The sequence below is a fragment of the Kumtagia ephedrae genome (assembly GCF_003012745.1).
Classification (GTDB): Bacteria; Pseudomonadota; Alphaproteobacteria; order Rhizobiales; family Rhizobiaceae; genus Kumtagia; species Kumtagia ephedrae.
This window is the reverse complement of record NZ_PXYK01000001.1, coordinates 146236-170032: the sequence shown is the minus strand read 5'-3', so window position 1 is coordinate 170032 and position 23797 is coordinate 146236. Positions and strand designations below refer to the sequence as shown.

Annotated in this window: 25 protein-coding genes; 12 read left to right on the top strand and 13 right to left on the bottom strand. The window is 66.2% G+C overall.

All coding sequences use genetic code 11. The annotated features are described in order from the left end of the window. The first annotated feature begins 57 nt into the window (after positions 1-57). Positions 58-1110 carry a polysaccharide deacetylase family protein gene (locus C7I84_RS00890; protein WP_106770255.1) on the top strand — a complete coding sequence of 351 codons (1053 nt, stop codon included), beginning with the start codon at positions 58-60 and terminating at the stop codon, positions 1108-1110. 6 nt (positions 1111-1116) lie between these two features. Here the strand turns inward: C7I84_RS00890 and C7I84_RS00885 are convergent, their stop codons facing one another. After that, positions 1117-1326 (bottom strand): DUF2842 domain-containing protein, encoded by a 210-nt coding sequence (locus C7I84_RS00885; RefSeq protein WP_106770254.1) that lies wholly within the window; start codon positions 1324-1326, stop codon positions 1117-1119. Between the two features lie 148 nt (positions 1327-1474). On the opposite strand from C7I84_RS00885, the gene C7I84_RS00880 reads away from it, so the two are divergent. Beyond that, positions 1475-2569, top strand: a complete 1095-nt coding sequence (locus C7I84_RS00880) for a COX15/CtaA family protein (protein WP_106770253.1) — start codon at positions 1475-1477, stop codon at positions 2567-2569. Here the strand turns inward: C7I84_RS00880 and C7I84_RS00875 are convergent. The 3 genes from C7I84_RS00875 to speB form a co-directional block, all read right to left on the bottom strand. Next, a complete protein-coding gene (locus tag C7I84_RS00875; RefSeq protein WP_106770252.1) occupies positions 2559-3398 on the bottom strand; it encodes an aminoglycoside phosphotransferase family protein in 840 nt (279 codons plus the stop codon). The two genes, C7I84_RS00880 and C7I84_RS00875, sit on opposite strands and share 11 nt — an antisense overlap. 108 nt (positions 3399-3506) lie before the next feature. After that, entirely contained in the window at positions 3507-4430 is a 924-nt protein-coding gene (gene argC / locus C7I84_RS00870; RefSeq protein WP_106770251.1) for an N-acetyl-gamma-glutamyl-phosphate reductase, read from the bottom strand. Positions 4431-4465: 35 nt separating this feature from the next. Then, positions 4466-5467 carry an agmatinase gene (gene speB, locus C7I84_RS00865; RefSeq protein ID WP_106770250.1) on the bottom strand — a complete coding sequence of 334 codons (1002 nt, stop codon included), beginning with the start codon at positions 5465-5467 and terminating at the stop codon, positions 4466-4468. Between the two features lie 172 nt (positions 5468-5639). Between speB and C7I84_RS00860 the strand changes: the two genes are divergently transcribed. From C7I84_RS00860 to C7I84_RS00845, 4 genes are all read left to right on the top strand, one after another. Then, positions 5640-6659 carry a glycerophosphodiester phosphodiesterase family protein gene (locus C7I84_RS00860; RefSeq protein ID WP_106770249.1) on the top strand — a complete coding sequence of 340 codons (1020 nt, stop codon included), beginning with the start codon at positions 5640-5642 and terminating at the stop codon, positions 6657-6659. 197 nt (positions 6660-6856) lie between these two features. After that, positions 6857-8092 (top strand): acyltransferase family protein, encoded by a 1236-nt coding sequence (locus C7I84_RS00855; protein WP_165815937.1) that lies wholly within the window; start codon positions 6857-6859, stop codon positions 8090-8092. A gap of 153 nt (positions 8093-8245) precedes the next feature. Next, positions 8246-8719 (top strand): carboxymuconolactone decarboxylase family protein, encoded by a 474-nt coding sequence (locus tag C7I84_RS00850; protein ID WP_106770247.1) that lies wholly within the window; start codon positions 8246-8248, stop codon positions 8717-8719. Beyond that, entirely contained in the window at positions 8719-9576 is an 858-nt protein-coding gene (locus C7I84_RS00845) for a sigma-70 family RNA polymerase sigma factor (RefSeq protein WP_106770246.1), read from the top strand. Before C7I84_RS00850 ends, C7I84_RS00845 begins: the two co-directional genes overlap by 1 nt. Positions 9577-9671: 95 nt before the next feature. Here the strand turns inward: C7I84_RS00845 and C7I84_RS00840 are convergent, their stop codons facing one another. Continuing rightward, complete coding sequence (locus C7I84_RS00840; protein WP_106770245.1) at positions 9672-10172, bottom strand: GNAT family N-acetyltransferase; 501 nt, start codon at positions 10170-10172, stop codon at positions 9672-9674. 104 nt (positions 10173-10276) lie between these two features. Between C7I84_RS00840 and C7I84_RS00835 the strand changes: the two genes are divergently transcribed. Then, positions 10277-10591, top strand: coding sequence for a DUF6916 family protein (locus C7I84_RS00835; protein ID WP_106770244.1), 315 nt, complete (start codon positions 10277-10279; stop codon positions 10589-10591). A gap of 154 nt (positions 10592-10745) precedes the next feature. Here the strand turns inward: C7I84_RS00835 and C7I84_RS00830 are convergent, their stop codons facing one another. The 3 genes from C7I84_RS00830 to C7I84_RS00820 form a co-directional block, all read right to left on the bottom strand. Beyond that, entirely contained in the window at positions 10746-11291 is a 546-nt protein-coding gene (locus C7I84_RS00830) for a phage tail protein (RefSeq protein WP_106770243.1), read from the bottom strand. A gap of 155 nt (positions 11292-11446) precedes the next feature. Further along, entirely contained in the window at positions 11447-11989 is a 543-nt protein-coding gene (locus C7I84_RS00825; RefSeq protein ID WP_106770242.1) for a phage tail protein, read from the bottom strand. A 50-nt stretch (positions 11990-12039) separates the two neighbouring features. Further along, positions 12040-12573 (bottom strand): phage tail protein, encoded by a 534-nt coding sequence (locus C7I84_RS00820; RefSeq protein ID WP_106770241.1) that lies wholly within the window; start codon positions 12571-12573, stop codon positions 12040-12042. Positions 12574-13089: 516 nt separating this feature from the next. Between C7I84_RS00820 and C7I84_RS00815 the strand changes: the two genes are divergently transcribed. Then, the gene (locus C7I84_RS00815; RefSeq protein ID WP_106770240.1) at positions 13090-17571 is read left to right on the top strand and encodes a beta strand repeat-containing protein; all 4482 of its coding nucleotides are present in this window, start codon (positions 13090-13092) and stop codon (positions 17569-17571) included. 105 nt (positions 17572-17676) lie between these two features. Here the strand turns inward: C7I84_RS00815 and C7I84_RS00810 are convergent, their stop codons facing one another. The 5 genes from C7I84_RS00810 to C7I84_RS00790 all read right to left on the bottom strand — a co-directional run bounded on the left by C7I84_RS00810 (position 17677) and on the right by C7I84_RS00790 (position 21076). After that, on the bottom strand, positions 17677-18762 hold the full coding sequence (locus C7I84_RS00810) for a D-alanine--D-alanine ligase family protein (protein ID WP_106770429.1): 1086 nt from the start codon (positions 18760-18762) through the stop codon (positions 17677-17679). A gap of 156 nt (positions 18763-18918) precedes the next feature. Continuing rightward, positions 18919-19395 carry a 30S ribosomal protein S9 gene (gene rpsI / locus C7I84_RS00805; RefSeq protein WP_106770239.1) on the bottom strand — a complete coding sequence of 159 codons (477 nt, stop codon included), beginning with the start codon at positions 19393-19395 and terminating at the stop codon, positions 18919-18921. Between the two features lie 2 nt (positions 19396-19397). Beyond that, entirely contained in the window at positions 19398-19862 is a 465-nt protein-coding gene (gene rplM, locus C7I84_RS00800) for a 50S ribosomal protein L13 (protein WP_106770238.1), read from the bottom strand. Positions 19863-20063: 201 nt separating this feature from the next. Continuing rightward, positions 20064-20579, bottom strand: coding sequence for a 4-fold beta flower protein (locus C7I84_RS00795; protein WP_106770237.1), 516 nt, complete (start codon positions 20577-20579; stop codon positions 20064-20066). A gap of 56 nt (positions 20580-20635) precedes the next feature. Next, complete coding sequence (locus tag C7I84_RS00790) at positions 20636-21076, bottom strand: PaaI family thioesterase (protein ID WP_106770236.1); 441 nt, start codon at positions 21074-21076, stop codon at positions 20636-20638. Positions 21077-21215: 139 nt separating this feature from the next. Between C7I84_RS00790 and C7I84_RS00785 the strand changes: the two genes are divergently transcribed. The 4 genes from C7I84_RS00785 to C7I84_RS00770 are packed head-to-tail and all read left to right on the top strand — an operon-like array spanning position 21216 to position 23770. Then, on the top strand, positions 21216-22037 hold the full coding sequence (locus C7I84_RS00785) for an enoyl-CoA hydratase (protein ID WP_106770235.1): 822 nt from the start codon (positions 21216-21218) through the stop codon (positions 22035-22037). Position 22038: 1 nt separating this feature from the next. Then, positions 22039-22458, top strand: coding sequence for a VOC family protein (locus tag C7I84_RS00780; protein ID WP_106770234.1), 420 nt, complete (start codon positions 22039-22041; stop codon positions 22456-22458). A 17-nt stretch (positions 22459-22475) separates the two neighbouring features. Then, the gene (locus tag C7I84_RS00775) at positions 22476-23252 is read left to right on the top strand and encodes an AAA family ATPase (protein ID WP_106770233.1); all 777 of its coding nucleotides are present in this window, start codon (positions 22476-22478) and stop codon (positions 23250-23252) included. Beyond that, positions 23249-23770: a CoA-binding protein gene (locus C7I84_RS00770; RefSeq protein ID WP_106770232.1), complete on the top strand. Its 522-nt coding sequence runs from the start codon at positions 23249-23251 to the stop codon at positions 23768-23770. The genes C7I84_RS00775 and C7I84_RS00770 overlap by 4 nt, the downstream gene beginning before the upstream one ends. The last annotated feature ends 27 nt before the right edge of the window (positions 23771-23797 follow it).

Below are 23797 nucleotides of genomic sequence, written 5' to 3'. Positions count from 1 at the left end.
GAGAGGCTCCGCGTCGCAGCTTCCCTGGTGCAAAGGCTAGACGCAAAAGGTGAATGAATGCTCGACGCGGGAGAGGCGATCCGGAAGCTGGCGCTCAACCTCGCCAGATATTCCGGGCTCGCCCCGCTGGTGCGTCCGTTCGTCGGCGGTGTCGGCGCCATCCTGATGCTGCATCGCGTCACCGCCAGCCCGGCCCGGCCGCACGGGATGAACCGGCACCTCACCATCGCCCCGGACTTTCTCGACGAGCTGATCACCGGCATGAAGGCGGACGGCTACCGCTTCGTCACCCTGGACGACGCGCTCGGGCACATGGGTGCCGGCGGCGGCAATTTCGCCGTGATGACGGCGGACGACGGCTATCGCGACAATCTCGTTGAAGCCTTGCCGGTCCTGGAGCGCCATGGCGTGCCGATCGCCGTCTATGTCGCGCCGGCGCTGATCGACGGCACGGCCTTCCTGTGGTGGGACGTCGTCGAGGAGATCGTCGAGCGCAATGCGCAGGTGAGGGTGCCGACTGCCGCCGGAGAGGTTGTCCTGGATTGCTCGACACCGGCCAAACGCCTGGCGTCGAATGCATGGCTGCACGATCATCTCGGACGGCGGGTGGCGGAAAGGGAAACCCCCGCCTTTCTGAGTGCCCTCGCCGAGCGGCATGGCGTCGATCCGCTCGAGCCGGGCCGCAGATCGCTGATGGACTGGCACGAGATCGGCGAGATGGCCCGGCATCCGCTGGTCACGATCGGCGCGCACACGCTCAATCATCACAATCTGCGTCGCCTCGACGAGGACGAGGCACGCCGCCAGATCGCCGGCGCCGCCGACGTGATCGAGGAGAAGATCGGGCAGCGGCCGCGGCACATGGCCTATCCCTACGGCTACGCCAGCGCGGTGGGCTGCCGCGAGGTGAAACTCGCGCAAGAGGCCGGCTTCGCCTCGGCGGTGACCACCCGGCACGGCGTGCTGCAGGCCGAGCATGCGCGCCACCTGCTTGCGCTGCCGCGCATTTCCGTCAACGGCCGCTACCAGCGCGTAGCGCATATCCGCACCATGCTGTCCGGCGTGACCACGCCGCTCGCCAATGCCGGCAAGATGGTGGTGACGGTCTGACCCGGCTCAGGGTTTCGGCGGCAGCATCATCCATTTGATGATGCCCATGGCCGGCAGGATCCACACCAGCCCCCCCAACAGGAAGAAGGCGAAATGCGCCAGCGGTCCGGATTGCGACAGCTGCGCCACAGCCACGATCGTCGCCACGATCGCATAGACGATGACGAGGGTGACCAGGAGCACGGTCCCGATGAGTTTCTTCAGGCGGATCGGCATTTTCTCTCCTTGCCCGTTCCGATAGTCTGGTGCGGCGGGCAGCGCAACCAATAGCCGCCCGCGCGACGGCGTGTCGCGCGGCGCGGGCTTGCAAGGCATTGACTGCTGGTCCACCACTCGCGGGTTTCTGGAAGCCGGACGTCGACCCATGGCCGCAATAACCGACAGCCGCCCGCCGCTCGCCGAGCGCGACCGCCTGCTGCGCAACCGGGCGCTGGTGCGCGGCTGGCTCTATGTCGTGCTGGTCGTGCTGTTCGCGCTGGTGATGGTGGGCGGGGCCACCCGAATGACCGGCTCGGGCCTGTCGATCACCGAATGGAAGCCGATCCACGGCGTCATCCCGCCTCTCAACCACACCGAATGGCAGGAGGAGTTCCAGAAATACCGGCAGATCCCGCAATACGAGCAGATCAACAAGGGCATGACGCTCGACGAGTTCAAGGGCATCTTCTGGTGGGAGTGGGCGCATCGGCTGCTGGCGCGCGGCGTCGGTTTCCTCGTCGCCATCCCGCTCGTCCTGTTCTGGATCTCCGGGCGGCTGGAAAGCCGGCTGAAGCCGCGCCTGTTAGGGCTGCTGGCGCTCGGCGGGCTGCAGGGCTTCATCGGCTGGTGGATGGTCGCCTCCGGCCTGGTCGAGCGCGTGTCCGTCAGCCAGTACCGGCTGGCGACGCATCTGACGCTCGCCTGCATCATCATCATGGCGGTCACCTGGATCGCGCGCGGGCTGGCCGTGCACTCCGAGGCGCCAGCCGGCAGGGGCGTGCGGCGCCTCGCCGGCATCATGGTGCTGCTCGTGCTGGTGCAGATCTATCTCGGCGCGCTGGTCGCCGGCCTGCATGCCGGGCTCTCCTACAACACCTGGCCGCTGATGGACGGCGCCGTCGTTCCCGGCGACCTCTTCGTCATCGATCCGGCCTGGCGCAATTTCTTCGAGAATCCCAAGACCGTGCAGTTCGTGCACCGGATGTTCGCCTATGCCCTGCTGGCCGCCGCCCTCTGGCATGCCTTCGCCACGTCGAGGGCGCTGCCGGGGACGACGCATGCGCGGCGCGCCTGGGTTCTGGCCGCGCTCGTGCTCGGTCAGGCGGCGATCGGCGTCGGCACCTTGCTCGCCCAGGCGCACATGCATTGGGCGCTGCTGCACCAGGGCTTTGCCATGGTGGTGCTGATCTTCGCCACCGCGCACTGGCGCGGCTGCGCGGGCAGCTATCCTCTGCCGGGAGAGGCGAGGCTCACAGCCTGACGGCGACCTCGCGGATCGCCCGAGCGATCGCGAGCGTGCGCTGTTCCTCGACGGGTTGGCCGTCCTCCGCGTGCCAGGCGGCGGAGAGGCAACCATAGGCGAAGGCGTGGTCGAGGATTGCCGTCGGATGCTGCGTCAGCGTCCGGGCGAAGACGTTGGCCATGCGGGCGATGCGCTCCGGATCGAGGCAGAGATCGTCCCTGTCCAGCGGATTGTAGAAGACGTTGCCGGCGTCGAAGCCGGGATCGCCGAGCACGCCCTTCGGGTCGATCGCCAGCCAGCCGCGCAGCCCGAACAGGACGTTTTGATGGTGCAGGTCGCCATGCAGCGGCCGCACCTCCCGCGGATTGGACAAGAGCCGTTCGGCGATATTTGCCGCCTCGACATAGAGGCTCGGCTTGCCGGCGTCGCGATCGATCCTCGCATTCCTGAACAGGCTGCGGAAACGTTCCCTGAGCGGCTGCAGGTCGGCGGGATAGGGGATGTCCGACGGTGAGAGCAGCCGCTCCATCACGTCGGCAGCTACCTCGGTGGCGAAGACGTCGCCCTTTTCCGCGACATCCTGCGACAGCAGCCGGTCGCCGCCATGCTCGAGCAGCATGCGCTGGCCATCGCGCCCGAGCAGCCGGACCGCGCCTTCGCCGTCTCGCCATGACAGATAGTGAGCGCCGCGCAGCTCGTCCCACACGTCGTTGACCGGCTTCAGGTTCTTGACGATGGCCGGCGTGCCGTCTGCCAGCCGCACCGTCCAGATCCGGCTCGAAAACGTTTCGGTGAGGAGGACTGGCTCGCTGACGTTCCAGCGCAGTGGAAAGACGGGAGAATCCATTCGGTCGTCCATTCTGACAGACCGGCGCCTGCCCGCATCGCCTTGCACGGCGATTGGGGGGCAACGAGCCGGTCGGATCAGCGCGTGCTCCTGCGCGACGGGATAGCTCTAGCTTCTCAGCATCAGATCGAGATTCTGCACCGCCGCCCCCGATGCCCCCTTGCCGAGATTGTCGTAGACGGCGACCAGCACCGCCTGAGCCCTGGCATCGTTGGCGAAGACGTAGAGCTTCATCTTGTTGGTGTCGTTGTAGCGCTCCGGCTCGAGCTCCGGCAGGCGCTCCGTCGCCGCGAAGGGGGCGACCTCGACGTCGCCGTCGATCCCGGCATAGTGGTCGGCGAGCGCGGCATGCAGTTCCGCGCCCTTGGGAACGCGGTTCAGCGTGCCGAGCTGCAGCGGCACCATGGTGATCATGCCTTGCGCGAAATTGCCGACCACCGGCTGCATCAGCGGATCGCGGGAAAGGCCGGCATATGTCTTCAGTTCCGGCACGTGCTTGTGCTGGAAGGTGAGGCCGTAGGGGAAGAATTCGGGTGCGTCCTCGCCCTTGCCCTTATAATCCTCGATCATGGCGCGGCCGCCGCCGGAATAGCCGGAGATGCCGTTCATCGAGACCGGCAGGTCGGCCGGCAGCAGGCCGGCCTTGATCAGCGGCCTGAGCGTGGCGATCGGCCCTTGCGGCCAGCAGCCGGGGTTGGCGACGCGCTTCGCCGCGGCGATCGCCTTGCCCTGCTCCCTGTCCATCTCGGCAAAACCGTAGGTCCAGCCGTCGGCGACGCGGTGCGCGGTGGAGGCGTCGATCACCCGCGTCTTGTCGTTCTCGATCAGTGACACGCTTTCCTTCGCCGCGTCGTCGGGCAGGCAGAGAATGGCGACGTCGGCGGCGTTCAGCAACTCGGCGCGGGCCGACGCATCCTTGCGGCGCTCGAGCGGCACCGAAATGATCTCGAGATCGCCGCGTCCCGCCAGCCGCGCGCGGATCTGCAGTCCGGTGGTGCCGTGTTCGCCGTCGATGAAGATTTTGGGTTTCATGCCGCGTCCGTTCAAAATTGTCCGAGAAACCAAGACTATATGCCGGTTCCGTGATTCAGCCCGGCAGCGCCGTTGTTGTTCATGTCGGCGAGCCGGGCTTTCCGCTCCGCCAGCAGGCCGAGATAGTGCTGCGCCACCGTGGAGCCGGCGATCGCCGTTATATCGGCATGGTCGTAGGCCGGTGCAACCTCGACCACATCGGCGCCGACGATGTCGAGTTGGCCGAGCTGGCGCAGAACCGAGAAGATTTTGGCCGAGGACGGCCCGCCGGCCACCGGCGTGCCGGTCCCGGGCGCGAAGGCCGGGTCGAGGCAGTCGATGTCGAAGGTGACATAGGTCTTGTGCCCGCCGGTACGTTCCACGATCGCATAGGCGATGTCGGAGGCGCGCATCTCCTCGACCTCGTGACCGTAGAGGATCTTTATGCCGCAATCCGCCGGCGCGTGGGTGCGGATGCCGATCTGGATGGAGCGGCCGGGGTCGATGATGCCGGCGCGCACGGCGCGCGCCACGAAGGAGCCGTGGTCGATGCGCTTGTCCTCGTCGAACCAGGTGTCCTGGTGTGCGTCGAACTGCACCAGCGCCAGCGGCCCGTGCACCGCCGCATGGGCCTGCAGGAGCGGCCAGGTGACATAATGGTCTCCGCCGAGCGTCAGCAAGAACGCGCCGGACTTCAGGATCTTCGCCGCCTCCCGTTCGATCGTCGCCGGCGTCTTGTGGTGGTTGCCGTAGTCCAGCCGGCAGTCGCCGTAGTCGACCACGGCGAGCTTCTCGAACAGGTCGAGATGGAACGGATATTGCGGGTCGTTGTCGAAGATGGCCGAGGCGCGGCGGATGGCCTGCGGCCCGAAGCGCGCGCCGGGCCGGTTGCTCACGGCCGCGTCGAACGGAATGCCCCAGATCACGGCGTCAGCGCCCTTCAGCGTCTTGGTATAGCGACGGCGCATGAAGGACAGCGCCCCGGCATAGGTCGGGTCGCTCGCCCGCTCGGTGTCGGAGCGGGCGGTGAAGGCGTGATCGATCGCGTTTGAAGGCATGCTTTCCATTCTCCCTCATGTTTCGCGGCGCCAGCTATTGGCGGAATGCGACGCCTGCGCAACCGAAAAGATTGGCCGCCGGACAGGCGGTCGTGCGCCGGCTTCGTTCACGCGGCTGTCACGGCCCGCCGCTATCTGCCGGGCCGAAGAGGGTCCGGACCGGAGCGAATCGATGCGCCGATCGATCTTTGCCAGCCTGGCGCTCGTCCTGGCTGCCATGACCACCCCGGTTGCCGCCGAAGGCGGCCGGACGCGGGAAATCCTCGAAAGGCTGGAGAACGCCAACCGCTGGCGCGACCACGTGATGATCGTCGCGCATCGCGGCGGCTGGAAGGAGGACGGCGCCATCCGCTGGGCCGAGAATTCGCGCGCCGGCGTCCGCCATGCCATCGCGCTGGGCGTCGAGATGGTCGAGCTCGACGTCAGGGCCTCGAAGGACGGCGAATACGTGGTCATGCATGATGACGGCCTCGATCGCACCACGTCGTGCCGAGGCGAGGTCAAGCAACGCACGCTTGCCGAACTCAAGACCTGCCGGCTGGTGATCGAAGGCACCGGCCAGGCGACCGGCGAGGTCGTGCCGACGCTGGCCGAGATGCTGGCGCTGACCAGGGGCGATGTGCTCGTCAACATCGACAACAAGCTCGGCCCCGACCACATCGCCGGCATGATCGCGGTGGCGCGCGGCCTGGGCATGGCCGACGAGGTGATCGTCAAGGAGAACGTCTGGAGCGCCGAACGGCTCGCGGCGATCAGGGCGGCGGTCGGTGCTGCCGGGCCGGATACCCGCTTCATGCCGATCATCGCCGACGACGCGGTGGAGGATCCGCGCTTCATCGAGACCGCGACCGCGGCCTTCGCCGCCGACATCGTCGAAATGGTTGCCTGGCGCGGCGAGCGGCGCCAGCTGTCGGAGAATGCCGGCCCGCTGTTCGGCGCCCGAGCCCGCGCGGTCGCGGTGCGCGGCGACTGGCACTTGTGGGTCAACACCTATCCGATCGTCAATCTACCGAGCGGCTTCGTCGCCCGCGGCCGCGGTGACGAGCTGGCCGTGCAGGCCGGGTTTCCCGAGGAGGTCTACGGCTACTGGGCCGAGCGCGGCGCCACTGTCATCCAGACCGACGAGCCCAAAGCAGCGATCGAGTGGCTGGAGAGCAACGGCTACCGCATTCCCTATGGCCTGACCAACTGAAGGGCGGGGCAGGGTTTTCGTTGCCGATCGCCGCATGCCCGCCGGCTCGCCGCAAATAGTGCTCGTAACCACGATGCGAAATTGCCGAGGGGCATGCCCGCATGCGTGCCCTGCATGGCCCGAGCCTTGCTTGTCGTCTCGATGCCGGGCGGCGCGCACCGGCCCTTGTGCAGGTATGGCACGGCGGAAGCAGGGTCTTGAATGTCCATTTGAAGGCATGGCCGCGCGATGCGGTCGCGACCTCGCCGGCCGGTGCGGGAGCGGTCCGCTTCGAGGCGCTCGACAGCTGGCGGGGTATCGCCGCCCTGCTGGTCGTGCTGTTCCACGGGCAGATCGTCAGCCATATCCGCGACTTTCCGCTGGTGCGGTCGGGCGAGGCGATGGTCGATTTCTTCTTCGTGCTGTCCGGCTTCGTCATCGCCCACGCCTATTGCGGCCGCATCCGCGACGGCGGCGATTTCGGCAAGTTCGTCTTTCTTCGCCTCGGCCGCCTCTATCCTCTGCATCTGTTCATGTTCGGCCTGTTTCTCGCCTTCGAGGGGATGAAGGCTTTCGTTCCCGGCCTGGGCAATCCGGTCGATCCCGCCTTTTCGGAAGGCAACGCGCCGTCGACCATCCCCGCCAACCTGCTGCTCCTGCACGCCCTCAGGCCGGACGGCCTGCTCACCTGGAACACGCCGTCCTGGAGCATCTCGGCGGAGTTCATCGCCTATATCGCCTTCGGCACCGGCGTTCTGCTGCTGCGCCGGCGCGCCGGCTGGATATTCGCGGCGTTGCTCGTCGCCGCCCCGCTGCTGCTTGCCGCCTTCTCCGATCTCGGCATGGGGACGACGGCGCGGATGGGCGCGGTCCGGGCGCTCTACGGCTTTTCGGCCGGGGCAGTGCTCTACGTGCTGGCAGGGCAACGGATCCTCGCCTTGCGGGCTTCCGCCGGCGGCGCCTCGCATCCGGACCCGCGCTGGACCTTTGTCGAGCTGGCACTCGCCGTGGCCGCCCTGTGGATCGCGGTGACGGTGTGGACCACCCCGTTCGCCTACGCCATGCCCGCCGTCTATTGCGGCATCGTCGCCGTCTTCGCCGTCGAGCGCGGCCTCGTCAGCCGACTGCTGAGAATCCGGCCGCTGCTCTTCCTCGGCCTGATCTCCTATTCGCTCTACATGACGCACATGTTCGTGCAGTTGCGCTTCACCAACCTTGCCCGGCTGCTCGACATCGCGGCCGGCACGCATCTGATCACGCAGGTCGGCAAAACCGCGCGCTACGGTGCCGGCATAGACGCCGGCAATCCTTACCTCGGCGACCTGCTGATGCTGGCGATGGTCGCCGCGGTGATCGGCATGAGCTGGATGACCTACCGGCTGATCGAGATGCCGGGGCAAAGGCTGTTCCGCCACTACGCCCGCAAGCGGCGATCCGGGACGGCAGCCGCCTGAGCCGGTTCAAGGCGCGGCGGTTGCGCAGCGAACGGGATCACCCGTTCGGCCAGCGACGCCTGACGGCCTATAAGCATGGAAAAAAATCGGCGTCGATGTCACACTGCCGCTTCCCGTCTCGTCATGGTGTCGTAACCACGAAAGGAACCCACCATGACTGCCAAACTCGATCCTTTTGCCGTAGCCCCTTCGCTGATGAAGAGCTGGATGGGCACCTCGCTCGGCGTCGCCTCCAGCCTGGAGACGAGCCTCGTCCACCTGGTGGAAATCCGTGCCTCGCAGATCAACGGCTGCGCCAACTGCCTCAACATGCACACGGCCGCCGCGCGCGAGAAGGGCGAGACCGAGCAGCGCATCTACCTGCTGTCGGCCTGGCGCGACGCGCCCTGCTACACCGATCGCGAGCGCGCCGCGCTCGGCTGGACCGAGGCACTGACGCGGCTGTCGGAAGGCCACACGCATGAAGCCGCCTACGAAGCGCTGAAGGCGCAGTTTTCGGAGGAGGAGCAGGTGAAGCTGACGCTGATGATCAACATCATCAACGGCTGGAACCGGCTCGCCATCGGCTTTGGCCTGTTCGTCGACCCGAAGGCGGTCAAGGCAATCCAGGCCAGGGTGGCCGCCTGATGGCGGAGATTGGGCACGCGGACGCGGCGGCGAGCTTCGACCCGCTGCGTCCGAAGCTCATACGCGTCGCCTACCGCATGCTCGGCTCGGTGGCCGACGCCGAGGACGTCGTGCAGGAGGCCTTCATCCGCTGGATGGGGGCCGAGCGCGGCGCGGTGCGCGAGCCGGAGGCGTTCCTGCGCCGCACGGTCACGCGGCTCTGCCTCGACCAGCTCAAGTCGGCGCGCCGCAAGCGCGAGACCTATGTCGGCCCCTGGCTTCCCGATCCCGTCGTCGAGGAGGAGGAAGAGGAGGACGTCACCTTGCCGTTGATGTTGGCGCTGGAACGCCTGTCTCCGCTCGAGCGGGCGGCCTTCCTGCTGCACGATGTCTTCGGCCTGGAGTTCGAGGAGGTCGCCAAGACCATCCGGCGCGACCCGGCCGCCTGCCGGCAACTCGCGACCCGCGCCCGCACCCATGTGCGCCAGGCGCGGCCGCGCTACCAGGTGGACCGGCAGCACGGGATCGAGCTTGCCGAGGCCTTCTTCGCCGCCTCCCGCAGCGGCGACATGAAGGCGCTCGGCGCCATGCTGACGGCCGACGTCAGCGTCCATGCCGACGGCGGCGGCAAGCGCGCGGCGGCCACGGCGCCGATCTTCGGCTTCGACGCGGTGATGAAGGTGCACGAAGGCCTGGCGGCTCTGTTCCGCGACAACGGCTCGAAGCTCGTTCGTGCGGGCTTCATCAACGGTCTGCCCGGTTTCGTCACGCTGGAAGCCGATGGCGAGCTCCAGACGACGGCGCTCGAAATCGAGGACGGAAAGGTCGCCGCCATCTATGTGGTGCGCAACCCTGACAAGCTGAGGCACCTGCATTAGGCACTGCCAGCGGGAGTGTGCAGCGGCTTGCATCCAGACCGTCTCGGGCCCACAACGGGCGCGACGCAGCCGAAAAGCTTTCAGTCGCCCGCGGCTTAGCCCCGCCATTCCATCTCCAGATAGGTCACGGTCGTGTCGATCACCGCGAAGCCGAGCCGGAAATAGAGCCGCATGGACGGGTCGTTGTCGGAGGCGACCTTGAGGCGCACCGGAATGTCGTTGCGCCGGGCCTCCTCCATCAGCGCCGTCATGATGCCGGTGCCGATGCCGCGGCTGCGCAGTTCCGGCACGATCGCCTGGTCGACGATATGGATGACGTCGCCGGGCCGGTTGACGACGATGCGGCCGACCGGCGCCCTGTCGAGCTCGACGATGTCGAAGCGCGCGTTCGGAAACTGGGCGCGGTAGCTAACCGTCTGCGCGTGGAACTGATGGCGCATGATCTGCTGGAACAGGTTTGGATCGAGTGCGACCAGCCGCCATTCCGGCAGTCGCGAGTTGCAGAACAGGTCGAAGCGGAAGGCCTGATCGTCCTCCCGCTCGGGCCGCAATTGCAGTCTGCCCAGCGGGGAGGCGACATCGACGACGTCATGCATCGGAAAATTCCTCAACGAAACCGGCCGCGGGCAGGCGGTCGTTTACAAGCGATCACACCTCCGATCATACTGCCCCCAAGCCGGGAGGAGGAGAGAAACGCGTCATGACAGAGCCGCTATCGCCCGCGGACATCACCGCCGACCACTTCCGGCCGCATATCGACAAGGATTTCCGCATTCCGGGCTGGCCTCACCCGATGACGCTGACCGCCGTCGAAGCCCGCCGGCTTGAGGAATGGGAGCGCAACATCGGACTGCGCGAGCCGTTCAGCCTGGTGTTCCGGGGACCGCCGGGCACCGTCATCGGTGAGGGTTTCTACACGATCGGGCTGGAGGGCGGACCGTCGTTCAACCTTCATTTGATGCCGGTCCATACCGTCCAGTCCGGTCAGCAGAACTATCAGGCGGCTTTCAATTGACGGACGCAGCCAGCTGCCGACAGCCGCGCCAAGACGGCCCGCAAGCAATTCCGGTCCGCCCGTTCGATCTTCGTAGAGCCGCATCCGCACCGCATGTCGAAGACACCGGTCGTGCCGCTCCTCCTTCCGGCCCGGACGGTCTTGCCCGGCAAACTCAGTTGCGTGATGGAAAGATGCCCTGCAGCGCGATGACGAAGTTGAGCACGAGGTAGGGCATCATGTTGGTGTGCGCCTGGCTGCCGCCGGCATTGCTGACGGCTTGCGGCGCCATCGCATTGAGCGAGGCAGGCGGCCCATAGAGGCTGACTGCGGCGGTCTGGCCGCTCTGCAGCGAGGCGTTCCCCTGGGCCAGCACCTTCGTGCCGCCCGGCGTGGCGTTGGCCGTCGTGGCGGCAGGCAGCTCGTTGCGGCCCATGAACGCGTGCGTGTGCGCCGGCATTTGCTGCGGCGTCACCGTGACGCTCGTCGAGCCCGCCGCCTCGCCGAGCGTGTGTCCGTCGCCCATGTGGATCGGCGACCGGCCCCTGAGATTCGGCAAGGCGAAAGTGACGCGTCCGTCGCCCCCATAGGTGGTGCCGAGCAGGGAGAACAGGGCCTGGTTCTGGTTGATCGGCAAGAGCTGACCGTTGCAGAACGCCCATCCCTTCGGCGGGAAGTTGAAGGAGACGATCTTGATCTCGGAGAGGAAGGGCTCGGCCATGACGCCTGGTTCCTTGGGTTGCGAGGCGGCGCGGCGCCTCGGTGCGATGTCACTAGGGCATTTCCGTTTTTCCTCGAATCAACGGATTTGCTCTATCTCCTTGTTTTTCCGCAATTCCGGACGCAAAACCGCTGCACGCTTTTGCTGGAATTGCCTTAGGGCCGCTGCGGGAAGATGCCTTGCAGGGCGATGCAGTAGTTCAGCGTCAGATAGGGCTGCATGTTCGGGTGCGGCAGGTTGCCCCCCGCGATGCTGAGCGCCTGGAACGCGAAGGTCGTATCCGGCGGATTGGTCGTGTAGGTCGCGATCCGTCCGCTTTCGCTGCCCGAATCCCAGGCGCCCTTGGCGAATTGCTGGCCGGCCGGAGTGCCCGACGCGGCGTCGTTGTTGCTCGTCATGAAATTATGCGAATGCGCCGGCATCTCCGACGACAGCAGGGTGATCGACTGGGTCCCGCCCTCTTCTCCCAGGAAGCGTTCGCTCAGGCCTGATCCCTGGCCCGGCTGCATCGCCGCGCAACCTTCCAGGTTCGGAAGCGCGAAAGTCGACTTGCCGTCGCCGCCATAGGTGGTGCCCAGCAGCGCGAACAGCGCCGTATTCTGCGAGATGGGCATCAGCTGCCCGTTGCAAAAGGCCCAGCCTTTCGGCGGAAAATTGAACGGAAAGATGCGGATTTCGGCGACGAACTGGTCTGACATTGCGGTCTCCGGAGAGAACAGGGATCGGATACGCAGGCCGCGCCGGCCCGCTATGTCTGGCTCGGAAACACCCCGTACATCGAGATGATGTAGTTGATGCACAGGTACGGTTGCATGTTCTCGTGCGGCTGGCTGCCTCCCGTCGGGGCGATGCTCGCCGGGCTCAGCGGCACCTGCGGGGGGTCGGTGCCGAACAGCAGCGGATTGACCACGCTCGGTGGAGCGGCCGGCAGCGCGATGACCTGGCCGGCGGGCGAGGGCGAGGTGGCGCTGCTCGTGCTGGCGACGGGCGGATGGGAATGGATCGGGATCTGCTGGGTTGTCAGGGTGACGCTTTCCACGCCGTCCATCTCGCCGAGTTGATAGGTGGTGCCGTCGGGACCTGTCCCCATGTGGATGGGCACCCGGCTCGCTAGGTTGGGCAGGTCGAAGGTTTCCTGGCCGTCGCCACCATAGGTCGTGCCGATCAGCTGGAACAGCGCCTCGTATTCGCTGATCGACACGGTCTGGCCCTGGCAGAACAGCCATCCGGCTGGCGCGAAGTTGCCCGCGAAAATGCGGATTTCACCAACGTATGGTGCCATGACATCCCCCCACAGGCGTTGCCGGCCGCACAAGCGAAGCTGTCGTCAACGTATAACAAGGCTCTTGCAGTGGTCAATCCACTCATTTCAGCGAAAGAAACATGCCGATAGATATAACTGAGGAGACAGGCCGAAACTTATCGGGATAAACTCTCGGTTTAGCTCGGTTGTTGATTGTCATTCGCAGGACGGTTTATCAAGCCATGGAAATCTCTGCCGATCTTGTGCCGCGTAAAGACTCGAATGGATCAATCCAAAAAAAAGAACGGCCCCGAGTAGATCGAACGCGATGCAAAATTACTCGAGCGAAAGCATTTCAGTGGATGTTTTACTTAATTGGATGTAGGCGCCGCGGAGCTGGGGCGACAACTTTTCCTTGTACACTCCTCCGGATGTGAATAGGATCGCTGTCGAATTGGCCGCCGGCGTCGCGCCGACATTGCATCATGGCCGAGACGACGCGGCAGGGGTAAGGGCGCCGCGCGCTCCCGCCGGCCTTTCAGGGGGGATACTCAGATGCCTGCTGGCGATATCGCCGTCATTGCCTATAACACCGGGCAGAGCGACGGCACGGGAAACCCGCCGACGGCCGACGCGTTGCGCTTCGTCGCGATGACCGACCTGGCGGCCGGCACCGTCATCCACTTCTCCGACCGCGCCTGGAACGGCTCTGCCTTCGTCGCCGGCGGCGGCGACGGCGTCGCCACCTACACCGTGCCCGCCGGCGGACTGGCCGCCGGCACGACGGTCAATCTGACCGGCGCGGCGCTCGGCTCGCTCAATCCCGAGGAGGCCGGCGACACGATCTATGCCTATCAGGGCACCGCCGACGCGCCGACCAGCTTCCTCTTCGCCATCGAGATCGGCGACGGCAACACCACCTTCAACGGCAACCTGACCGGCACCGGCCTGACGACTGGCCTCAACGCCGTGGCGGTCGGCCTCGACAGCGCCTCCTATCACGGCCCGACCACCGAGCCCTTCGCGCATTTCTTCAACGGCAAGTCGCTGATCCAGAACGTCGCCGATTTCAGCAATTGGGAGGGCGACAACCGGGGCGGCCAGAACCCGCTCGACCAGGTCGACAACACGGGGCCCTATTTCAAGGCGTCCGATCTCAGCATCTGGGGCACGGCCACGGGCGGCGGCGACGCGATCTGGAGCGTCCAGGGGGACTCGACCGTCAATTCGGGCACGACCGGCTTCAATCTCAACTTCCTGATGACGCTCGACAACGAGGACCTTGCCGACACCGTGGTCGCGCCGAGGGACATCCAGTTCGACACCGCCCGCGGCCTGTTCTTCATCATCGATTCCAACGTCAGCGGCACCAACCGCATCCTCCAGGGTAATATTTCCGACCTGCTCGGCAATCCCGGCACCGCGCCGGCGATGACCACGCTCTACACCAGCAACCAGGCGCCCGGGACCGAAGCGTTCATACGCGACATGGAGATCGACCCCGACAGCGGCATCATCTATTTCACCCACGGCCAGCGCTTCGAAAAGATCGTCTACAACACCGCCGGCCAGACCTCGACCGTCCTGGCGCAGCTCGGCGGCACCGGCAGCGGCAATCCCAACGGCACGGCCAACAGCGGCTTCGTCGACGACTTCGCCATCAACTTCGCCACCGGCGACGTCTACATGACCGTGCACCGGGTGGTGGCCGCCCAGGACGGCGACTCCGTCACGCGCAACTTCATCTACAAGATCAGCGGGCTCGATCCGTCCGACGGCACCAAGGCTTTTTCGTGGGGCGGGGGCAATATCACCACCCTGAACTTCAGCCCGGATGACGACGACGTCGTTCATCCGACGGACATTTTCGGCGAGGCGTTTCCGCAGGAGAAGGGCACGGTGGAGGGCGTGGCGCTCAGCGCCGACGGCAACACGCTCTACTTCGCCACCGCCAGCATTCTGTGGGACCATGACGGCGACGGCGGCTTCGCCGGCGACGGCGATCCCGGCACCACCGATCCGCTGCTGCAGATGGGCGGCATCTACAGCTATGCGCTGACCGGCAACCCCACGGGTACCTATACCCTCATCTACCAGCAGGTCGCCGGCAGTGGCCCGCAGGGCCTGCTCGACGACCTGGAGGTCGATTCCGTCACCGGCCATCTCTACTTCACCGACTTCACCGGCAAGCAGATGGGCGCCACCAACCCGCCGGGCGACGAGGGCATCTGGCGGATCGCCACCAATGGAACGGGCCTGACCTTCTTCCAGGGCGTCAATAACGTGAATTCACTGGCGCCGGGCAATATCGTCCTCAACCGCGCGCCGATCGTCCTCAGTTCGAGCGAAGCGACGCCGACGGCGACCGAGGCCGCCGGCGCCGGCTCGGGGCTGTCCGCCACCGTGCAGCCCTTCCTCTCGCTCAACGTCAGCGACTTCGAGACCGCCGACCAGACCAACCAGCTGAACGGCGCGGTGATCCGCGTCTCCGGCAATTTCCTGGCAGGCGACCGGCTGTCGATCAACGGCTTGACCAGCGGCACGCTGGATTTCGGCGCCCAGGACATCACCTACAGCTACAACGCCGCGACCGGCGCCATGGTGCTTAGCGGCGCCAGCACCTTCGACAACTACGAAGCCGCGATCGCGCTCGTCCGCTATCAGGCCAGCGGCGACAACCCCACCGATTACGGCACCAAGGGATCGCGCACCATCGCCTGGTCGGTTAGCGACGGCCTCAACCAGAGCGAGGAGGTCGACACCACCGTCACCGTGGTAGGCGTCAACGACGCCCCGGTGAACACGCTGCCGGGCGTGGTCCCCGCGGCCGACGAGGACACAGGACTGTCTATCACCGGCATTTCGGTGGCGGATGTCGACGCCGATCCGGCCAGCCACAACGTCACCGTGACGCTCGACGTCGACAACGGCACGCTCGACATTCTGACCGACGTGGTCGGCGGCGTGACGGCCGGCCAGGTCAGCGGCGACAACAGTTCGACCATCACCATCACTGCCACCCAGAACCAGATCAACACCACGCTCGCCGCCCTCAATGGACTGGTTTACAAGGGCAACCTCAATTTCAACGGCGCCGACACGCTGACCGTCACCACCAACGACAACGGCAGCAGCGGCACCGATCCCGGCCTCACCGGGACCGGAACGTCGGAGCAGGACGGCGACCAGCGCGGCATCACCGTCAACGCCGTGAACGATGCGCCCGCGCTGACCGGGCTCGGCGGCACCGTCGCCACGGACGAGCAGACCGCCATGTCGCTCGACACGGACGCGCTCATTGCCGACGTCGATCTCGACCCGCTCAACGGCGGCAATGGCAGCTATGCCGGGGCAAGCCTGGTGCTGGCGCGCCAGGGCGGCGCCAGCGGCGAGGACGATTTCGGCTTCGACACCGGCGGCGCGCTGTTCACCGTCAGCGGCAGCGACCTGCAGGCCGGCGGTCAGACCTTCGCCACCTTCGCCGTCAGCGGCGGCACGCTGACCGTCACCTTCACCGGTTCCGGCACCGCCGCCACCGGCGCGCTGGTGGACGACGTGCTGCGCCATATCACCTACACCAACACCAGCGACACGCCGCCGGCCAGCGTGGTGATCGACTACACCTTCAACGACGGCAGCCCGGGCAACGGCCAGGGCAGCGGCGCCACGGCGACCGCCACCGGCAGCACCACTGTCGACATCACGGCGGTCGACGACATCGGCGTCGCCCAGGACGACAGCTTCGCGACCGACGAAGCGACAGCGATCACCACCGGCAACGTGTTTTCCAGCAACGGCTCCGGCGCCGACACCGATCCGGATTCGACACTTGCGGTGGCCAAGGTGAACGGCGTCGCCCTCGATGTCGGCACGCAGATCACGCTGGCGTCCGGCGCGCTGCTGACGCTGAACGCCGACGGCACCTTCATCTACAATCCCAACGGCGCCTTCGACGACCTGCCGGCTTCCGGCTCGGGCGCCTCCAACCTCCTGCGCGACGACAGTTTCACCTATGAGCTGGCCGACGGCGACACCGCGACCGTCACCGTCACCGTCAGCGGGCTCGACAGTTCCGACACGCTGCTCGGCACGGCCGGCGCCGACAGTCTGTCCGGCGGCATTCTCGACGACATCCTCGACGGCGGGACGGGAGACGACGTGATGGACGGCGGCACCGGCGACGACCTGTTCAAGGTCGACAGCGCCGCCGACCAGGTGATCGAGCTTTCGGGCGGCGGCACCGACACCGTGCAGAGCACGGTCAGCTACGCGCTGGCCGCCGGCGGCGAGGTCGAGTTGCTGCAGACAGCCGACGCCGCCGGCATAACCGCCATCAACCTGCGCGGCAACGCACTGCAGCAAACCATCATCGGCAACGACGGCGCCAACATCCTGCATGACGGCGGCACCGGGCCGCTCCCCAACGACGGCGTGCCCGACACGCTGATCGGCAATGGCGGCAACGACACCTACATCGTCTATGCCGCCGCCGCCCTCATCGTCGAGATCGCCGGCGAGGGCCACGACCGCCTCGCCGCCGGCGTCGATTTCGTGCTGGCCGTCGGCGTCAGCGTCGAATACCTCACCACCACCTCGCTCACAGCCACCTCCGCCATCGACTTGACCGGCAACGAAATCCGCCAGTGGGTGCGCGGCAACAATGGCGACAACGTGCTCGACGGCGGCGGCGGCATCGACACGCTGTTCGGCATGGGCGGCGCCGACGCCTTCCGCTTCTCCACCGCGCTGGGAGCCGGCAATGTCGACCGCATAGCCGACTTCAGCGTTGCCGACGATTCCATCCATCTCGACGACGCCATCTTCACGGCGCTGACCACGCCGGGTACGCTCGACGCCTCGGCCTTCAAGGACATCGCGCTCGCAGCCCGGGACGCCGACGACCGAATCCTCTACAACTCGACCACCGGCTCGCTGTTCTACGACGCCGATGGCTCGGCCAGCGCCTTCGCCCCCGTGAAGTTCGCCGCGCTGTCGCCCGGTCTTGCGCTCTCGGCGGCCGACTTCGTGGTGGTCTGACGCGCATACCCCCATGGATCGATCCGCCTCGACGGATCGACGGCGGCTGGTCGATGGAGAGATAAACGTAAGTGCCGGTTCTGGTGAAGATTTCGGCTGATCAGGTTAGCCCACCCGTTCCGACCGCTCGGCGCGCGCCAGCCCGTGAGCGACCAGCCGGTCGATGACCTCGCAATAGCCAATGCCGCTCGCCGCCATCGCCTTGGCATACATGCTGATGTCGGTGAAGCCGGGGATGGTGTTGAGTTCGTTGATGAGGAAGCGCATGTCGGGCGTCAGGAAGAAGTCGACGCGTGCCATGCCGTCGCAGCCGACCGCCCGGAATGCCTGTGCAGCGGTGGCGCGGATCTCGCTTTCGACGTCTTCCGGCAGTTCGGCCGGCACCTTGAGGGCCGCGCCGTTCTCGTCGATATATTTGGCGTCGTAGCTGTAGAAGCCGTGGCTTTCCGCCGGCACGATCTCGCCGGGACGCGAGACGAACAGGCCGCCTTGCGGATCCTCCAGCACGCTGCATTCGATCTCGCGGCCGCGGATGAACTCTTCGGCCAGAAGCTTGCGGTCGTGCCGAAAACCCTCGGCAAGTGCTGCCTCGTACTCCGCTTCGGTCGAGACCTTGCTGACGCCGACGGAAGAGCCCTGCCGCGCCGGCTTCACGAACAGCGGCAGCCCGAGCGCGCGCTCCAGCTCCGCGAAGGCCGGCGCGGCGCCCCGGCCGATGGTGACCGACCGTGCGGAGGGCAGGCCGGCCTCGTTCAGCAGCCGCTTGGCGATGTCCTTGTCGAGCGCTGTCGCCGAGCCGAGTATGCCGCAGCCGGCCAGGGGCACCATCGCCACCTCGGCCAGGCCCTGCACGGCGCCGTCCTCGCCATGCAGGCCGTGCAACACGGGGAACAGGATGTCGATCTCGGGCAATTCGTAAGGCGCTCCGTCGGCCGGGATCGCCAGCGCACGTCCGCGGCCGCCCGGCACCAGGCAGATATCGGTTCCGGTCGAAGGTTGCGCAAGCGAGCCGTCCTCGAGGCTGCTCAGCAGCCATCGCCCGTCGCGAGTGACGAAGATCGGCACCGGATCGTATTTTCCGGGATCCAGTGCGCCCATGACATTGGTTGCCGAAAGCACCGAGACGTCATGCTCGGCGGAACGGCCGCCGAACAGCACGGCGATGCGCAGTCTGGTCGCAGAAGTGGTCATCGGAGCTCCGTGAATCGGCGGCGAAAGCGGGAAATTGCCTTCCATTTACAGCAAATGTCGCCGTAATCGTGTCTTCCAGCACGCGTTTCCAACAAAAAGCCCCGGCGAACCGGGGCTTTTTGCGCAGCCGAAACGGCGTGCGTTTGTACGAAAAAATCAGCGCTTCGAGAACTGGAAGCTGCGGCGGGCCTTCGCCTTGCCGTACTTCTTGCGCTCGACCACGCGGCTGTCGCGGGTGAGGAAGCCGCCCTTCTTGAGCACGGGGCGCAGGCCCGGCTCGTAATAGGTCAGCGCCTTGGAGATGCCGTGGCGCACCGCGCCCGCCTGGCCCGACAGGCCGCCGCCGGAAACGGTGGCGATGACATCGAACTGGCCGGCACGATTGGTGGCGACGATCGGCTGCTGCAGGATCATCTGCAGCACGGGCCGCGCGAAATAGGCGCCGAATTCCTTGTCGTTGACGGTGATCTTGCCGGAGCCGGGCTTCACCCAGACGCGGGCGATCGCGTCCTTGCGCTTGCCGGTGGCATAGGCGCGGCCCTGCTTGTCCAGCTTCTGGACGTGCACCGGAGCGGCGGGCTGCGGCGTTGCTGCCACCGTGCCGAGGTCTGCGAGCGAGTTGAGCTCAGCCATGATCAGGAAACCTTCTTGTTCTTGCTGTTCAGCGCGCCGACGTCGAGCGTCTCGGGCTGCTGGGCTGCGTGCGGATGCTCGGCGCCACCATAGACGCGGAGGTTCTTCATCTGGCGACGGCCGAGCGGGCCGCGCGGGATCATGCGCTCGACGGCCTTTTCCAGCACGCGCTCGGGGAAGCGGCCTTCCAGGAGCTGGCGCGCGGTGCGCTCCTTGACGCCGCCGGGATGGCCGGTGTGCCAGTAATAGACCTTGTCGGTGTATTTCTTGCCGGTGAGCGCGACCTTGTCGGCATTGATGATGATGACGTTGTCGCCGTCATCGACATGCGGGGTGAAGGTCGGCTTGTGCTTGCCGCGCAGGCGGTTGGCGACGATGGAGGCGAGACGGCCGACGACGAGACCCTCGGCGTCGATCAGCACCCACTTCTTCACCACTTCCGCGGGCTTCTGCGAAAAGGTTTTCATTGTGTCTGCTTTCGTTGGGACCTTCCGGAGAAGGCGTTTCTTGTTGCTTGCTTTGGCGGCTTGCCGCCAAAAATGAAACGGCGGCCGCAAGGCCGCTGCTTTCGCCGTGGTCTATAGGCGAGGGACATCGCGCCGTCAAGCGATGCGATGCCGGCAATGGCGGGAAATAGCCAAGGAAATCAGAGCGATGGGCATATGGTATTATTTTACCGCGCCGCCTTCGGGTAAGCGGTTGCCGCTGGAAGCGCCGCCGCCAGGCTCGACCGCCTCGACGACATCCCTGGCGGCTTGCTCGCCGCTTGCCTCGATGGCTGCGACCAGTTCGGCGCTCTCCATCGGCTTCGGGTCGCTGGAGACGAGCCATTCGGCGAAGGACAAAGGCGACCAGCCGCCTGCCAGGACGGGGGGTGTCAGCGGCCGTGGCGGCGCCACCGGCTTCGGCGGCCGCACCGGGCTGACGGCACGCACAACGTTGACGGGCCGGAGCGGACGGCCGAACCCGCGCAGCGGCTCGGCCGGGTTCCAGGCGACGGGCCTGCCGTCGACGTCGAAGACATGCGCCCCGATCACCGGGCCGATCCAGCGGCCGGAGCGCGCCGACCAGGCATGGCCGCCGGCGATGAAGGCGGCATAGCTCATCTCGGCATCGAACAGGAATTTCCGCGGCTGCATCCAGCCGACGAGATCGCAGCCGGGGGAGAAGAGGGGCGTGAGCATGTCGGGTTTTCGCGATAGCGTCGGCCTGTCGTCCGGAACGGACCTTACCAGAAAAGTCACCGCTTCGGCGGAATCGAGTACGTTCCCGTCGCATGAGCCACCGTCTGGCCGCCGGCGACGATGTCGATGTCGAACACCATAAGGCTTTTTCCCAGCTTCAGGATGCGGCAGTGGCCGTCGACCGGACCGGCCGGCGCCTTGCGCATGAAGTTGATATTGAGGCTGGTCGTCACCGACAGGGCGTCCGGTCCGGCATGCGACAGCACGCAGACATAGCCGCCTATGTCGGCCAGCGTGAACAGCGACGGTCCCGACACCGTGTTGCCCGGCCGCAGATGCCGCTCGTCGGCATTGAGTCGGACCGTGCAGCCGCCCGGAAAGACCTCGACCGCCTCGTAGAAGCGGTAGTCCCGGTTGAGCTGCGGATAGGCCGAGGCGAGAAGGGCGTTCACGTCCTCCGTCGTCATCACCGGCTTGAGATCGTCCTGGGCCGGCATTTTTCCTCCCTCGTCCGACGTTTCCGCATCTGCCGTTTGGCCGCGGCGCCGCCAGAAAACACCGTCCACCCCTGTCATTCAACCCGCCACATGCTATCTGATGGCTGAGGCAGGTTGTTCGCCGAGGAGTGGAAAGCGCATGGCCGAGATCGTCGCCATCCGGCAGACCGTGGCAGAAGGCCCGGTGGCCGTGCATCTGGAGCAGGGCATCCTGCGGCTGACGCTTTCCAACCCGCCGGCCAACGCCCTGTCGATCGCCCTGATGGCGGCGCTGCAGGCCGGGATCGACCGGGTCCGCGACGACGCTTCGGTCCGCGTGGTGGTGATCGCGGCGGGCGGAAAGGTGTTTTGCGCCGGCCACGACCTCAAGGAGATGACGGCGCACCGCACCGATCCGGACCGGGGCAGGGCGTTCTTCGAAAAAACCATGGCCGCCTGCGCGACGCTGATGCAGTCGATCGTGCGCTGCCCCAAGCCGGTGATCGCCGAGGTCGACGGCGTCGCCACCGCCGCCGGCTGCCAGCTCGTCGCTTCCTGCGACCTGGCGATCGCCACCGACCATGCGACCTTCGCCACGCCGGGCGTCAACATCGGCCTGTTCTGCTCCACCCCCATGGTGGCGCTGTCGCGCAACGTGTCGCGCAAGCAGGCGATGGAGATGCTTCTGACCGGCGAGACGATCGATGCGGCGACCGCAAGGGAGTTCGGCCTGGTCAACCGGGTGGTGCCGCGTGAATACCTGACTCAGGTTGTGACCAAATACGCGCAAACCATTGCTTCCAAATCGCCTTTGACGCTGAAAATCGGCAAGGAGGCGTTTTACCAGCAGGCCGAGATGGGCCTGGCCGAAGCCTATGACCACACGGCCCGCGTCATGGTGGAGAACATGATGGCGCGCGACGCCGAGGAGGGCATCGGCGCCTTCATCGGCAAGCGCGAGCCGAAATGGACGGGGGAGTAGGATGGAACCCCGCATCTCGATCATCACCATCGCCGTCGAGGATCTCGACCGCGAGGCCGCCTTCTACGAGGCGATGGGGCTGACGCGGCATCGCATCCAGGACGGCGTCGCGTTCTTCCAGATGGGTGGAGCGATCCTCGGGCTGTTCCCACGGACCAGTGCCGAAGATGACGCGGGCATCCACTTCGGCAGCGGCGTCCCAAAAGTCTATCTCGCCTACAACACGCGCTCCGACGCGGAGGTGGATGCGGTGCTTGCCGAGGCCGAGAAGGCCGGCGGCAAAATCGTCAAGCCGGCCGGCCGCGCCTTCTGGGGCGGCTGGTACGGCTACTTCGCCGATCCGGAGGGCAATCTGTGGGAAGTCGCGCACAATCCCGACTTCCCGATCGACGCCGATGGGCGCATCTCGCTGCCGCAATAACGGAGCGCGCCGGTCGCATGGCCTACCGCAAGCAACTGACGCGGCTGAAGGCACCTTACCTCAAACGCATCCTGCTGGAGCCGGAGCGGATCGGCGACAGGGAACGCTACCCGTTCGACCTGCCGATCTTCCGCGACGGCTTCGAACTGGAGTTCACCACCCCCATCACTATCATCGTCGGCGAGAACGGCACCGGGAAATCGACGCTGCTCGAGGCGATCGGCGCGCTCGCCGGCTATGACGAGGCGGGTGGCGGCAAGGGTTACATGCCCGTCGATCATTCGCACGCCATCGACCGCAGCGGCACGGCGCTGGCGGATGCGCTGCGCGCCCATTGGCTGCCGAAGGTGACGGCCGGCTGGTTTTTTCGCGCCGAATCCTTCTACGCGGTGGCGCGCTACCTCGACCGGGTTGCGCAGGAGCCGTTGGGCGGCCCGCCGCCCGACTATCTGTCATGGTCGCATGGCGAGGGTTTCATGCGCTTCTTCGAGGAACGCCTGTCGCGCCAGGGTCTCTACATCCTCGACGAGCCGGAGAGCGCGCTGTCGCCGTCGCGCCAGATCGAGCTCTTGAAGCTGCTGCGAAGGATGGATGGGACCGGCTTCGCCCAGGTCGTCATGGCGACGCATTCGCCGCTGCTGATGGCCTGCCCCGGCGCGCGCCTGCTCAGGATCAACCGCTTCGGTCTCGACGAGGCCGATTTCCGCCAGACCGATCACTTCCGTATGATGCGCGAATTCTGCGGTGACCCGGATGCGTTTCTGGCCGAGGCGCTGTATGAGGACGATCGATGAACCACGATTCCTATTCCAACGACTACATCGCCGGCATCTTGAACGCGGTGAAGACGATCGCCATCGTCGGCGCATCCGCCAACGACGTACGGCCGAGCTTCTTCGTCACCAAATACCTGATCGACAAGGGTTATGCCGTCTTTCCGATCAATCCGGGCCATGCCGGCAAGGAGATCTGCGGCCGCATGACCTATGCGAAGCTGGCCGACGTGCCGGAGCCGATCGACATGGTCGACATTTTCCGCGCCTCCGCCGCCGTGCCGCCGATCGTCGACGAGGCGCTGGCGCTGAACCCGCTGCCCAAGGTGATCTGGATGCAGCTTACCGTGCGCAACGACGAGGCGGCCGCCAAGGCCGAGGCCGCCGGCATCCAGGTGGTCATGAACCGCTGCCCGAAGATCGAATACGGCCGGCTCTCCGGCGAGATCGGCTGGAACGGCGTCAACAGCCGGGTGCTGTCGTCGAAGCGGCCGCTGATGCGGCAGGGGTTTCAGAGCTTTGGCGTCAGGGCGAAGTAGTGAATGGTGAATAGTGAATGGTGAATA

Bases quoted from the DNA above. Each gene is read 5' to 3' on its own strand.
- rplM (WP_106770238.1), bottom strand. From the start codon at position 19,862: ATGAAAACCTTTTCGCAGAAGCCCGCGGAAGTGGTGAAGAAGTGGGTG.
- C7I84_RS00880 (WP_106770253.1), top strand. From the start codon at position 1,475: ATGGCCGCAATAACCGACAGCCGCCCGCCGCTCGCCGAGCGCGACCGC.
- C7I84_RS00790 (WP_106770236.1), bottom strand. From the start codon at position 21,076: ATGCCGGCCCAGGACGATCTCAAGCCGGTGATGACGACGGAGGACGTG.
- C7I84_RS00860 (WP_106770249.1), top strand. From the start codon at position 5,640: ATGCGCCGATCGATCTTTGCCAGCCTGGCGCTCGTCCTGGCTGCCATG.
- C7I84_RS00830 (WP_106770243.1), bottom strand. From the start codon at position 11,291: ATGGCCGAGCCCTTCCTCTCCGAGATCAAGATCGTCTCCTTCAACTTC.
- C7I84_RS00780 (WP_106770234.1), top strand. From the start codon at position 22,039: ATGGAACCCCGCATCTCGATCATCACCATCGCCGTCGAGGATCTCGAC.
- C7I84_RS00835 (WP_106770244.1), top strand. From the start codon at position 10,277: ATGACAGAGCCGCTATCGCCCGCGGACATCACCGCCGACCACTTCCGG.
- argC (WP_106770251.1), bottom strand. From the start codon at position 4,430: ATGAAACCCAAAATCTTCATCGACGGCGAACACGGCACCACCGGACTG.
- C7I84_RS00850 (WP_106770247.1), top strand. From the start codon at position 8,246: ATGACTGCCAAACTCGATCCTTTTGCCGTAGCCCCTTCGCTGATGAAG.
- C7I84_RS00815 (WP_106770240.1), top strand. From the start codon at position 13,090: ATGCCTGCTGGCGATATCGCCGTCATTGCCTATAACACCGGGCAGAGC.
- C7I84_RS00840 (WP_106770245.1), bottom strand. From the start codon at position 10,172: ATGCATGACGTCGTCGATGTCGCCTCCCCGCTGGGCAGACTGCAATTG.
- C7I84_RS00875 (WP_106770252.1), bottom strand. From the start codon at position 3,398: ATGGATTCTCCCGTCTTTCCACTGCGCTGGAACGTCAGCGAGCCAGTC.
- C7I84_RS00885 (WP_106770254.1), bottom strand. From the start codon at position 1,326: ATGCCGATCCGCCTGAAGAAACTCATCGGGACCGTGCTCCTGGTCACC.
- speB (WP_106770250.1), bottom strand. From the start codon at position 5,467: ATGCCTTCAAACGCGATCGATCACGCCTTCACCGCCCGCTCCGACACC.
- C7I84_RS00825 (WP_106770242.1), bottom strand. From the start codon at position 11,989: ATGTCAGACCAGTTCGTCGCCGAAATCCGCATCTTTCCGTTCAATTTT.
- C7I84_RS00785 (WP_106770235.1), top strand. From the start codon at position 21,216: ATGGCCGAGATCGTCGCCATCCGGCAGACCGTGGCAGAAGGCCCGGTG.
- C7I84_RS00845 (WP_106770246.1), top strand. From the start codon at position 8,719: ATGGCGGAGATTGGGCACGCGGACGCGGCGGCGAGCTTCGACCCGCTG.
- C7I84_RS00770 (WP_106770232.1), top strand. From the start codon at position 23,249: ATGAACCACGATTCCTATTCCAACGACTACATCGCCGGCATCTTGAAC.
- rpsI (WP_106770239.1), bottom strand. From the start codon at position 19,395: ATGGCTGAGCTCAACTCGCTCGCAGACCTCGGCACGGTGGCAGCAACG.
- C7I84_RS00795 (WP_106770237.1), bottom strand. From the start codon at position 20,579: ATGCTCACGCCCCTCTTCTCCCCCGGCTGCGATCTCGTCGGCTGGATG.
- C7I84_RS00775 (WP_106770233.1), top strand. From the start codon at position 22,476: ATGGCCTACCGCAAGCAACTGACGCGGCTGAAGGCACCTTACCTCAAA.
- C7I84_RS00810 (WP_106770429.1), bottom strand. From the start codon at position 18,762: ATGACCACTTCTGCGACCAGACTGCGCATCGCCGTGCTGTTCGGCGGC.
- C7I84_RS00820 (WP_106770241.1), bottom strand. From the start codon at position 12,573: ATGGCACCATACGTTGGTGAAATCCGCATTTTCGCGGGCAACTTCGCG.
- C7I84_RS00890 (WP_106770255.1), top strand. From the start codon at position 58: ATGCTCGACGCGGGAGAGGCGATCCGGAAGCTGGCGCTCAACCTCGCC.